The sequence below is a fragment of the Faecalibaculum rodentium genome (genome assembly GCF_001564455.1).
GTDB lineage: Bacteria > Bacillota_I > Bacilli_A > Erysipelotrichales > Erysipelotrichaceae > Faecalibaculum > Faecalibaculum rodentium.
On sequence record NZ_CP011391.1, the window covers coordinates 1187206 to 1199588 of the forward strand.

Annotated in this window: 7 protein-coding genes; 3 read left to right on the forward strand and 4 right to left on the reverse strand. The window is 54.3% G+C overall.

All coding sequences use genetic code 11. The features are described from left to right. The first annotated feature begins 47 nt into the window (after nucleotides 1-47). Both gltB and aalo17_RS05840 read left to right on the forward strand, forming a co-directional pair. Nucleotides 48-4562, forward strand: coding sequence for a glutamate synthase large subunit (gene gltB, locus aalo17_RS05835; RefSeq protein ID WP_067556811.1), 4515 nt, complete (start codon nucleotides 48-50; stop codon nucleotides 4560-4562). Then, nucleotides 4562-6010 carry a glutamate synthase subunit beta gene (locus aalo17_RS05840; protein ID WP_067556814.1) on the forward strand — a complete coding sequence of 483 codons (1449 nt, stop codon included), beginning with the start codon at nucleotides 4562-4564 and terminating at the stop codon, nucleotides 6008-6010. The genes gltB and aalo17_RS05840 overlap by 1 nt, the downstream gene beginning before the upstream one ends. Nucleotides 6011-6304: 294 nt before the next feature. Here aalo17_RS05840 and aalo17_RS05845 read toward each other — a convergent pair whose 3' ends face one another. The 4 genes from aalo17_RS05845 to aalo17_RS05860 all read right to left on the reverse strand — a co-directional run bounded on the left by aalo17_RS05845 (nucleotide 6305) and on the right by aalo17_RS05860 (nucleotide 11120). Continuing rightward, the gene (locus aalo17_RS05845) at nucleotides 6305-6865 is read right to left on the reverse strand and encodes a manganese efflux pump MntP (RefSeq protein ID WP_067556816.1); all 561 of its coding nucleotides are present in this window, start codon (nucleotides 6863-6865) and stop codon (nucleotides 6305-6307) included. Beyond that, nucleotides 6862-7743 carry a LysR family transcriptional regulator gene (locus tag aalo17_RS05850; RefSeq protein ID WP_082743268.1) on the reverse strand — a complete coding sequence of 294 codons (882 nt, stop codon included), beginning with the start codon at nucleotides 7741-7743 and terminating at the stop codon, nucleotides 6862-6864. Before aalo17_RS05850 ends, aalo17_RS05845 begins: the two co-directional genes overlap by 4 nt. A 77-nt stretch (nucleotides 7744-7820) precedes the next feature. Continuing rightward, nucleotides 7821-10454, reverse strand: a complete 2634-nt coding sequence (ppdK, locus tag aalo17_RS05855) for a pyruvate, phosphate dikinase (RefSeq protein ID WP_067556822.1) — start codon at nucleotides 10452-10454, stop codon at nucleotides 7821-7823. 213 nt (nucleotides 10455-10667) lie between these two features. After that, nucleotides 10668-11120 carry a Spx/MgsR family RNA polymerase-binding regulatory protein gene (locus aalo17_RS05860; RefSeq protein WP_082743269.1) on the reverse strand — a complete coding sequence of 151 codons (453 nt, stop codon included), beginning with the start codon at nucleotides 11118-11120 and terminating at the stop codon, nucleotides 10668-10670. A gap of 172 nt (nucleotides 11121-11292) precedes the next feature. Here aalo17_RS05860 and trpS point away from each other — a divergent pair, with 172 nt between their 5' ends. Then, on the forward strand, nucleotides 11293-12276 hold the full coding sequence (trpS, locus tag aalo17_RS05865; RefSeq protein WP_067556825.1) for a tryptophan--tRNA ligase: 984 nt from the start codon (nucleotides 11293-11295) through the stop codon (nucleotides 12274-12276). The last annotated feature ends 107 nt before the right edge of the window (nucleotides 12277-12383 follow it).

Consider the following 12383-nt stretch of genomic DNA (forward strand, 5'->3'; position numbering starts at 1 on the left):
CAGACTGCAGCAGGAAAGCAATATATGGAAACGGGAGAGGGACAGGCATGAATCATGAAAACAGACTGAATTTCAGCAATATGGAAAAAGACGCCTGCGGCATCGGAGCCGTTGTGCGCATTGACGGAACCCCGACACATGAAGTGGTGGACCAGGCACTGCATATCGTGGAGAAACTGGAGCACCGGGCAGGCAAGGATGCCACGGGGCAGGTCGGAGACGGTGTGGGAATCCTCGTCCAGATCAGTCATCCGTTTTTTGAAAAAGTGTGCGCGCAGGCGGGCATTTCCATTGGCCGGGAACAGGACTATGGCATCGGTCAGTTCTTCTTCCCCGAGGATGAGCTGGCACGGAACCAGGCGATGAAGCTGTTCGAGACCATCTGCACGAAAGAAGGCTGCCGGTTCCTGGGATGGCGCCAGGTGCCGATGCACCCGGAGATCCTGGGTGAACCGGCCCGTGCCTGCATGCCGGCGATCTGGCAGGGATTTGTCCGGAAACCGGCGGATGTGGCAGCGGGACAGGATTTTGACAGAAAGCTGTATGTGATCCGCCGGGAATTCGAAAAAAGCTGCCCTGGCACGTACGTGGTGTCTCTGTCCAGCCGCACGATCGTCTACAAGGGCATGTTCCTGGTTGATCAGCTGCGCCGGTTCTACCCCGACCTGCAGGATGAAGACTATAAATCGGCGATTGCGCTGGTGCACAGCCGGTTCTCGACCAACACCACGCCCTCCTGGCAGCGGGCACATCCCAACCGGATCATCTGCCACAATGGCGAGATCAACACCATCCGCGGCAATGCCAACCGCATGCTTGCGCGGGAGGAAAGCATGAATTCCGCGCTCATGGAGGAAGAATACTCCAAGATCCTGCCGGTGATCTCCATCGACGGATCCGATTCGGCCATGCTGGACAACACGCTGGAATTCCTGATGATGAACGGCATGGATCTGGCCAAGGCCGTCATGATCACCATCCCCGAACCGTGGAAACACGTCCAGATGGAGGAATCCCGCAAGGATTTCTATCACTATTACGCCACGATGATGGAACCCTGGGACGGACCGGCTGCGATCCTGTTCTCCGATGGAGACATTGCCGGGGCTGTGCTGGACCGCAATGGCCTGCGCCCCGCCCGATACTACATCACAGACGACGGAACGTTCATTCTCTCTTCAGAGGTTGGTGTCCTTGACCTGGATCCGGCGCACATTGTGGAAAAATCGAGGCTGGAACCCGGCAAGATGCTGGTGATCGACACAAAGCAGCAGCGGATCGTGCCGGATGAGGAACTCAAGGCCGACTATGCCGGCCGGAATCCCTACGGTGAATGGCTGAACCTGAATCTGGTTCACCTGCAGGATCTTCCTGCCCCGGACCGGAAACCGCGCATGCACACACAGGAGCAGCGTGACAAGCTGTACAAGGTGTTCGGCTACACGCAGGAAGACATGCAGGACCAGATCCTTCCCATGGCCCGTACCGGGTCGGAACCCACCGCCTCCATGGGGACAGATGTGCCGCTGGCGGTCCTGTCCAGGCTTCATCCATCTCTGTTCCGGTACTTCAAGCAGCTCTTTGCCCAGGTGACGAATCCGCCAATCGATTCCCTTCGGGAGAGCATCGTGACCGATACCACTGTCTACATCGGTTCGGACGGCAACCTTCTGCAGGAAACCGGGGAAAACTGCACGGTCCTGGAAGTCGGCAATCCGATTCTGGATGGCCGGGATATGGACAAGATCCGCAGCCTGGACAAACCGGGATTTCATGTGGAGACCATTTCCCTGCTGTTTTATCGGGGCATGCCGCTGAAGGACGCCATTGACCAGCTGTATCTCCAGTGCGACCGTGCCTACCGCAACGGAGCCAATGTCCTGATTCTCTCGGACCGCGGCATTGATGAATCCCGCATGGCGATTCCTTCCCTGCTTGCTGTGTCGGCCCTGGAACAGCACCTGGTGCGGACAAAGAAAAAGACGGATGTGTCCATCATCGTGGAATCCGGAGAACCCAGGACCGTGCATGAATTTGCCTGCCTGCTTGGATACGGTGCCACAGCCGTCTATCCCTATCTGGCGCATGAATGCATCGAGGAACTGATCGATCTGGATATCCTGGACAAGGAACCGTCCAAAGCCATTGCGGACTACAATGAGGCGATTCTGCATGGAATCGTGAAAACGGCTGCCAAGATGGGCATCAGCACCCTGCAGTCCTATCAGGGAGCACAGATATTTGAAGCGGCGGGCATCCGGCAGGATGTGATCGATCAGTATTTCACCAACACAGTAAGCCGTGTCGGCGGGATCGGTCTGGAGGAAATGGAGGCCGATCTGACGTATCATCACGATCATGCCTTTGATCCCCTGGGGCTCGGGCTGGACACATCCCTGGATTCTGTCGGCATTCACAAGCTCAGGAGCGGAGACGGCAAGGAGGATCATCTCTATGATCCCAAGACCATCGTGCTGTTGCAGGAGGCCACACAGAAAGGTGACTATGAAACCTTCAAGGCGTATACCGAGCGGGTGAACGATCCTGCCAGGCCGCACAACCTGCGAGCCCGTCTGGATTTCGTGTATGACAGAGAGCCTGTGGCTTTGGAGGAAGTGGAGCCGGCATCCGAGATCGTGAAGCGGTTCAAGACCGGTGCCATGTCCTATGGTTCGATTTCCCGCGAAGCCCACGAGTGCATGGCCATTGCGATGAACCGTCTGGGCGGTAAATCCAACTCCGGTGAAGGCGGTGAAATGCCGGAACGGTATGGTACGGAGCGTAATTCCGCCATCAAGCAGGTGGCATCCGGCCGCTTTGGCGTGACGAGTGAATACCTGGTGTCGGCACAGGAGATCCAGATCAAAATGGCGCAGGGTGCCAAGCCCGGCGAAGGCGGTCACCTTCCGGGCAAAAAAGTGTATCCCTGGATCGCCAAAACCCGGTATTCCACACCAGGTGTGACCCTCATCTCTCCCCCGCCCCATCACGACATTTACTCCATCGAGGATCTGGCCCAGCTGATTTACGACCTGAAAAACGCCAACCGGGAGGCCAGGATCTCCGTAAAACTGGTATCGGAAAACGGTGTCGGGACCATTGCCAGCGGCGTGGCGAAAGCCGGCGCCAGAGTCATTCTGATCTCCGGGCATGACGGCGGGACAGGTGCAGCACCCCAGAGTTCCATTCACAATGCCGGTCTGCCCTGGGAACTGGGTCTGGCGGAGACCCATCATACGCTGTCGGCCAATGGCCTTAGGTCCCGTGTGATCCTGGAAACAGACGGGAAGCTGATGAGCGGACGGGACATTGCAATAGCCGCCCTGCTCGGGGCAGAGGAATTCGGGTTCGCCACGGCTCCCCTGGTAACCATGGGCTGCCGGATGATGCGTGTGTGCAACCTCGACACCTGTCCCTTCGGCATTGCGACACAGAATCAGGAACTGCGGAAGCGGTTCCGGGGCAAGCCCGAGTATGTGATGAACTTCATGCTGTTCATGGCAGAAAATCTCCGGGAAGTCATGGCGGAACTCGGGTTCCGGACTGTGGAGGACATGGTCGGCCACAGTGAATGCCTGAAAGTCAGGGATAGCGATAACAGTGGACTGGAGCTGAACGGGATCATCGGCCAGCCGTGTCATGAGCATGCTGTACCCTCTGAGGCCTTCGACTTCGAGCTTGAGAAGACCGTGGATGTGGATGTGCTGCTGCCAAAGTTCCGTCCATATATGAAGAAGAAGCCCGCTGTACACAGGGAGATGATTCAGGTGACCAGCACGGACCGGACAGTGGGCACGATCCTCGGATCGGAGATCACGCGCCGCTACCGTGACACCCTGGCGGATGATACCTATGTGGTGGAGTGTTTCGGGGGTGCAGGTCAGTCATTCGGTGCCTTCATTCCAAAGGGGCTGACACTCCGGCTGACCGGAGATGCCAACGATTATTTCGGCAAGGGCCTCTCGGGGGGCAGACTGATCGTGAAGCCTGAGGATAACTGCGGGTTTGTGCCGGAGGACAATGTCATCATCAGCAATGTGGCCCTGTATGGAGCAACGTCCGGCCAGGCCTTCATTCGCGGAAAAGCCGGTGAGCGCTTCTGTGTCCGGAACTCCGGTGCCGAAGCAGTCGTGGAAGGCTGCGGCGATCACGGTCTGGAGTACATGACAGGCGGTACAGCCGTTATTCTGGGAAAGACCGGAAAAAACTTTGCAGCCGGCATGTCAGGGGGCACTGCTTTCGTGCTGGACCGTTCCCATACCCTGTACCGGCGCCTGAATCAGGAGCTGGTGTCCATGGAGGATGTGGAATCCAAAACCGACCGGGAACTTCTCCAGCGGCTTCTGATGCAGCATGTCGCGGCAACAGGCAGTGAACTGGCAGCGGAACTCCTGGGGGATTTTGAGGGGAACCTGAAAAACTTCAAGAAAATCATCCCTAATGACTATCGGAGGATCAAAGCGGTGATGAAGGAATACGAGGACAAGGGCTATTCTGCAGAGGAAGCCGAGCTGATGGCCTTCGATGCCATTCATGCCGGCAGCGGAAAGGAGAAACACTGATGGGCAAACCAAACGGATTTCTCGAATACAAACGGGAAGACAATCCCTGGCGTCCCTGCCAGGACCGGATTCTGGATTTTCAGGAATTCAAGATGGCGCTCCGGGAATCGGAGCGGCGGGAGCAGGCGGCGCGGTGCATGAACTGTGGTGTTCCTTTCTGTCAGTCAGCGATCGAACTGAAGGGCCGGGTCACAGGATGCCCACTGCACAATCTGATTCCGGAATGGAACGATGAAATCTGCAACCGCCACGACAGACATGCTCTGAGCCGGCTGCTGAAGACCAATCCGTTTCCGGAATTCACCGGTCGTGTCTGCCCCGCTCTGTGTGAGAAAGCCTGTATCAATGGAATTGACGGACAGCCGGTGACGGTCCATGACAATGAACTGTTCATCATTGAAACAGCCTGGGAAAACGGCTGGATGCAGCCGTCCACCCCGGCTGTGCGTTCCGGCAAGTCGGTGGCAGTGGTCGGGGCCGGACCAGCCGGTCTGGCTGCGGCCGAGATCCTCAATCAGCGTGGTCATTCAGTGACAGTGTTCGAGCAGAAAGACCGGGCTGGAGGTCTGTTGATGTACGGCATTCCGAACATGAAGCTGGACAAGTCAGTGGTCGAACGGCGGATCCGCAAGATGGAAGCCGAAGGTGTCAGATTTGTATTCAATGCCATGGCCGGCAGGGACATGACACGTGAGGATCTCAAACAGGACTTCGATGCCATTCTGCTGGCGTGCGGTTCCCGACAGGCGCGGGATCTGCAGATACCTGGCCGCGATCTTGCGGGCATCCACTTCGCTGTGGAGTACCTGGAGCGTGCAACGAGACAGGTGCTGGATGGCACTCCCTGGATCGATGCCTGGAACAAAGATGTGGTAATAGTAGGTGGCGGCGATACCGGAAACGACTGTGTGGGCACGGCTGTCCGCCAGGGAGCCCGTTCCGTAACGGCCATTGAAATGATGCCGAAGCTTCCCGACCAGCGGCAGCCTGGCAATCCCTGGCCTGAATGGCCCAATGTATCCAAAACGGATTATGGCCAGCAGGAAGCCATCGCTCAGTATGGACGGGATCCGCGGCTGTTTGAAACCACAGTGACGGAAGCCATCGGAGAGGATGGCCAGATCGAAGCGGTCCGTATTGCCAAAGTCACATTCACTGACGGCAGGATGCAAATCGTGGAAGGATCCGAGCAGGTGATACCCTGTGATCTTCTGCTCATTGCCGCAGGGTTCACCGGCATCGAAGGTAATCTGAAGGACACCTTTGCACTCGAGACCACCAGCCGGAATGTCATCGCAACGGATGGATATCAGACAGCGGATCCGCAGATCTTTGCCGCCGGTGACTGCAGACGCGGTCAGTCACTGGTTGTATGGGCCATCAGCGAAGGGACCAGGGCTGCGCGGCAGATTGACGAGTATCTGATGGGCTATACCAATATCGAGTGACTGGTTCAGCCTGAACCGCGATACAGCGCTCAGCCATCCACAGGCGAAAAAAGGCCGGAGATATGACTGTCAGCTGCATGAGACTTTCATGCAGTGGCGAGTTATATCTCCGGCTTTTCTTTGTTTTCCGGTGCTGTATACAGACTGCTTGTCTCAGGACTACTGAATGTCTGCTTCAGTCCGCAATGCAGGATCCGCGAACGCAAATACACGGAAGAGAGAATGAGTGCAAGTGGAGTCCGGCTGAAAAAGATGCCTGGTAAGCAGCAGGATCCACAGAATGCAGGTTCTCTGTCAGAACAGACCTCTGATGAATATTTCCAGTCCGATGCAGATCAGCAGTACCCCGCCGGCCAGTCCGGACGTCCGGGCAAGCCTGACTCCAAACCGCTTGCCGATCCATAGGCCGGCCAGACAGATGATCCAGGTGACGACTCCAATCACCAGGCAGAATGGAAGGGCTTCTGACCAGGAATAGGCGGATATGGTAAATCCGACAGAAAGAGCGTCAATGCTGGTGGCGATACCCTGGATTGCCAGGGCTGAAATGGTCACGGCTGGTTTCTGGCGACTGCCTGATTCCCGGATCATGTCTATCCCGATCCAGACCAGCAGGATCAGGGAAATCCACGGAATGAATGGCTGGAAGCCCTGAAACAGTCTGGCTATGGCATGTACGCACAACCATCCCGCAAGAGGCATGATAAACTGGAAGAATCCAAACAGCCCGGAGATGAATATCATTCGCGCTCCGGGCATATGGGGTTCGTTCAGACCATCTGCGAGTGAAACAGAAAAGGCATCCATCGCAAGTCCGGCCCCGAGGATCAAAGCAGTGACAAGCAGAGAACTCATAAGTCCCCTTTCTCTTTGAGAAACCGGATGAATGCTTCTGCAGCGCGATTCAGCGGCAGATCGGGTTTCCATACGATATCCGAGAAACTCGCCAGCGCCGGCTGCAGCGCACGGAGTTCCAGTGACTCCGGGAGTTCAGTGCTCATGGAGACCGGAACCCCGATGAATACCCCAAGTCCTGCCTTGACCATCTGGATTCCATTGAACGAGAGGTTGGTTGTCAGTACTTTCTGAGAATCCTCATAGGTTCCCTGCATCCAGGAGATGATGTTTTTCTCCACCTCCGGCCGGGACGGAAGAATCAGAGGAACCTGCCGAAGGTCTTCCGGACGGATACAGATGCGGGCAGCCAGCGGATGACTGGCAGGCATGACAGCTGCATAGTTTTCAGTATCCAGAAACCGGATCATTTCATAGTTCTGGCCTGGGAGTGGTTCGATCATGAGGCCGAGATCCAGGAGTCCCTGGTCCAGCTGCGCACGAATCTGATCGGCTGTGGCGGTGATGAGCTCAAAGGAAACCTGCGGATGCAGGTCACGAAATTCCTTCATGTATGTACCCAGCCGCAGGACGCTCTGGAGTTCCCCGGCACCGATTGCGACCGTTCCCTTGATGTCATCACATCCGCAGATGAGTTCCTGCCTTGCCTTGTCCGAAAGTTCAATGATCTCACGGGCCCGGCGGCGGAACAGAAGTCCCTGTGGGGTCAGGGTGATGTGCCGTGTTCCGCGTTCAAACAGCTGAACCCCCAGCTCGGTTTCCAGGTCATGCAGCTGTCTGGAGAGTGTGGGCTGCGTGATGTGGAGCTGTCTGGCGGCTCTGGAGATGTTCTCTTCGCTTGCCACAGCGAGGAAATAACGCAGTATTCTAAGTTCCATAGTGGTATTAAAGCATAGAAAAGATTGTTTGCAAGGTAAAAAGCATGAAAAAGCCGGATCCCTCCGGCTTTTTCTGGTTATTTCTTTTCGTTCTTGATGGTGGCCTGAGCCGCTGCCAGTCGTGCGATAGGTACACGATAGGGAGAGCAGGATACATAGTTGAGTCCGAGTCCATCGACGAATTCAATGGAAGCCGGATCTCCGCCATGTTCACCGCAGATGCCGAGTTTGATATCCGGACGGGTCTTGCGACCCCGTTCTGCTGCGATGGCAACCAGCTCGCCTACTCCGGTCTGATCCAGTCTGGCAAACGGATCGTTTTCGTAAATCTTGGCGCTGTAGTATTCAGGCAGGAATTTGCCTGCATCATCGCGGGAGAACCCAAAAGTCAGCTGTGTCAGGTCATTGGTGCCGAAGGAGAAGAATTCTGCCTCTTCTGCCAGTTCTCCGGCTTTCAGGGCTGCACGCGGAACTTCAATCATGGTTCCAACGTGGTAATCCATATCCACGCCTTCTTCTGCCAGGATCTTGTCTGCTGTATCTGTCACCATTTTCTTGACATATTTCAGTTCTTTCAAATCGCCGATCAGCGGAAGCATGATTTCAGGAACGACATTCCAGTCAGGGTGTTTCCTGTTGATGTTGATGGCCGCCCGGATCACGGCTTCTGTCTGCATTCTGGCAATGCCCGGGTTGGAAACATCCAGGCGGGATCCGCGGTGGCCCATCATCGGGTTGACTTCATGCAGGGAATCCACAACGGCCTGAAGCTCTTCTGCATCCATGTTCATTTCTGCAGCAAGTTCGGCGATTTCTTCAGGTGTGTGGGGCACGAATTCGTGCAGAGGGGGATCGAGATAACGAATGGTCACAGGACGGCCTTCCATGGCTTCATAAATGCCTTCAAAGTCTTCCTGCTGCAGCGGTTCCAGTTTCGCCAGTGCGGCTTCCATCTGATCGTCGTTTTTGGCTACGATCATTTCGCGGATGGCTTTGATCTTGTCGCCGTCGAAGAACATGTGTTCTGTACGTACGAGGCCAATGCCTTCGGCACCGAATTCAACGGCCTGGGCCGCATCACGCGGTGTATCGGCATTGGTGCGGATTTTCAGGCGGCGGCGTGCATCTGCCCACTCCATGAACCGTTCGAAGTCTCCTGTGATTTCAGCCGGTACGGTGCTGATTTTTTCTCCATAGACGTTTCCGGTGGATCCATCCAGGGAAATCCAGTCTTCCCTGCCGTAGGTCTTTCCGCCAACGGTGAATGTTCCCGCCTCTTCATCAATGGTGATGTCGCCGGCTCCGGAAACACAGCAGGCACCCATGCCACGTGCAACGACCGCTGCGTGACTTGTCATGCCGCCGCGGACTGTCAGGATGCCCTGTGCAGCAGCCATGCCCTGGATGTCTTCCGGGGATGTTTCCAGACGTACGAGAATGACCTGCCTGCCTTTCGCAGCTTCTTCAATGGCTTCCTCGGCCGAGAACACGACTGTACCGGCTGCTGCCCCGGGAGATGCCGGAAGAGCGGTCGTGATGGGGGTGGCTGCTTTCAGTTCAGCAGTATCGAACATCGGGTGCAGGAGTGCATCCAGCTGCTGGGGCTCCACCATCATAATGGCTTCATCTGTATTGATCAGGCCTTCATCGACCATATCGCAGGCAACTTTCAGGGCTGCCTGTGCCGTCCGCTTGCCGTTTCTTGTCTGCAGCATGAAGAGCTTTCCGTTTTCGATGGTGAACTCCATGTCCTGCATGTTCTTGTAATGGTTTTCCAGTCTGGAGCAGATATCCACGAACTGTTCATAGGCGGTGGGAGATACTTCTTTCAGCTGGTCGATTTTCTGTGGAGTTCGAACACCGGCAACAACGTCTTCACCCTGTGCGTTCATAAGGAACTCGCCATAGAGCTTGTTTTCGCCGGTGGCCGGGTTCCGGGTGAATGCCACACCTGTGCCGCAGTCTTCTCCCATATTGCCGAAAACCATCATCTGTACATTGACAGCTGTACCCCAGTCGGATGGAATGTCATTCTGGCGACGGTAGTAGATCGCCCGTTCGTTGTTCCAGGAACGGAACACAGCTTCGATGGCTTCCATCATCTGGGTTCTGGGGTCTGTCGGGAAATCTTCTCCCAGTTCTGCACGATAGAATTCCTTGAACCGGGCAACCAGTTCCTTCATGTCTTCTGCATCCAGTTCCAGGTCATCCTTTTTGCCCTTTTCGGCTTTTACTTCGTCAATGATTTCTTCAAAGCGCTTTTTGGAAAGGCCTTTGACAACATCGGCAAACATCTGGATAAACCGGCGGTAGCTGTCATAGGCAAAGCGTTCATTGCCGGTTTTTTCGGCGATGGTGGCAGCCACTACATCATTGATGCCCAGATTCAAAATGGTATCCATCATGCCCGGCATGGAAGCGCGGGCTCCGGATCGTACAGAAACAAGCAGCGGGTTTTCCCTGTCGCCGAATTTCTTTCCGGTTTCTTTTTCCAGCATGCCCAGGTATTCTTCAATCTGAGCCCGGATCTCATCGCTGATCTGTTCCCCGTCTTCGTAGTATTTGTTGCAGGCTTCTGTTGTAATGGTGAAGCCATTGGGCACCGGCATGCCCAGACTGCTCATTTCAGCAAGGTTTGCACCCTTTCCTCCAAGCAGCTCACGCATATCGGCGTTGCCTTCGTTGAACAGATATACATATTTCTTGTCCATCAAGTTTCCTCCCTGAACTCTGTTCGCAACCATGTAATCGGTTACATACTTGAGATTATAGCACATGGCAAGTCATATGCCTACCCCGGTTCCGTGTAGACAGATTTGTCACAACGCTGTCACCCGCCTGTGCCTGGCAGAATGCACAGCAAGCCGGCAAGAGTACAATGAAGGCGTAAAGAAAAACAGCGGAGCTGTTACTCCGCTGTTTCCTTAAAATGAATGGAATCGAAGAGAGGGCTGGCTGTCGCCTTCTCTGGACTGAATGTCCGTGATGGATCCCGGGTATGCAGTTTCTTCTGCAGATTTCCGCATGGCCACAGGCGTCATAGTGGTGATCTCGTCATCGTCATAGCCAACAACAAGACTGTTTTCACTCAGAAGAATGGGTCGTTTCAGAATAGACGGATTCTTCTGAATCAAAGTAACCAGTTCCTTCGTCGAATAATCATCAATCCCTTTCTTTAAAGAATGAAAAGCTTTCGACCGAACAGAAATGATATCTTCGGTGCCGTTCTCACATCTCGATAACAAATACTTGATTTCACTTTCTTTTAAAACACTTGAAAAAATATTCTTCTCGACAAATTCAATGTGGTTATCTTTGAGCCACTGTTTCGCCTTACGGCAGCTCGCGCACCCAGGAGACGTGTAGATGATGACCATATACGTACCTCCTGTCACCCAAATTATATCAAAACAAATGGAAATGGAAACAGAAACTTTGAATATGTTGAAATTTCAACCTCATTTATAACGAAACGTTAAAAGTCAAATGATGTGCCCGAAAAAAACCTCCTCCATACTGTGTTAGAATAGTTCGGACGGAGGTTTTTTCATGAAACGAATGCTCAGCGGGATCAAACCCACCGGACGGCTGCACTTGGGCAACTACATCGGTGCGATCTCCCAGTTTGCAAAATACCAGGATGAATATGAACTTTTTATATTCATTGCCAATGAACACGCCATTACCATTCCCATTGAGGCAAAGGACCTGAGAAAGAACACCAGGGATCTCATCGCTTTATACCTTGCCTGCGGGCTGGATCCTGAGAAGGTAACGCTGTTTCTCCAAAGTGATGTGGAAGCCCATGCCAAACTTGGCTGGATCATGACATGTATGGCTTATATGGGAGAAATGCAGCGGATGACACAGTACAAGGACAAGACAGCCAAGGGAGAGAAAGGGGTGACTGCCGGCCTTTTCACCTACCCTGCGCTGATGGCGGCTGACATACTTCTCTATGATCCGGACTTTGTACCTGTCGGGCAGGATCAGAAGCAGCATGTCGAACTGACGAGAAATCTGGCGGAACGGTTCAATCACAGGTACAGCGATACATTCAAAATCCCCGAACCGCTGTCACAGACAGTCGGCCAGAAAGTCTATTCTCTGACAGATCCCACAAAAAAAATGTCAAAATCCGAATCCAATCCCAGGGGTACCATCGATCTGCTGGACGATCCTGCACAGGCCCGCAACAAAATCAGGAGTGCTGTAACGGATTCCCTGGGCGTTGTCCGATATGATCCGCAGAATCAGCCTGGTGTCTCCAATCTGCTGACGATTCAGTCTGTTCTCTCCGGAGAGCCTGTGGAAGACATTGTGGCGAGGTATGAAGGAAAAGGCTATGGGGAGCTGAAGAAAGAAGTCGGAGAAACGGTGTTCACGTTTCTCACTGACCTGCAGGCAAGGTACCGGAAGATTCTCGATGAGAAAATCGTCGACAAAGTACTGGAAGAAGGCGCAGCCAGAGCCAGAAAAATTGCGGACAAAAAAATCAGCAAAGTATACCGAAAAGTCGGATTCACGATTTGACAGCCGAATCCCGTCACCACACAAACCGCAGGCAGCAGGGACTGTCCGCGGTTTTTTTCGTGTGCCCGGCATGGCATACATCCAGGTGGTGAAAGTCCACCATGGGA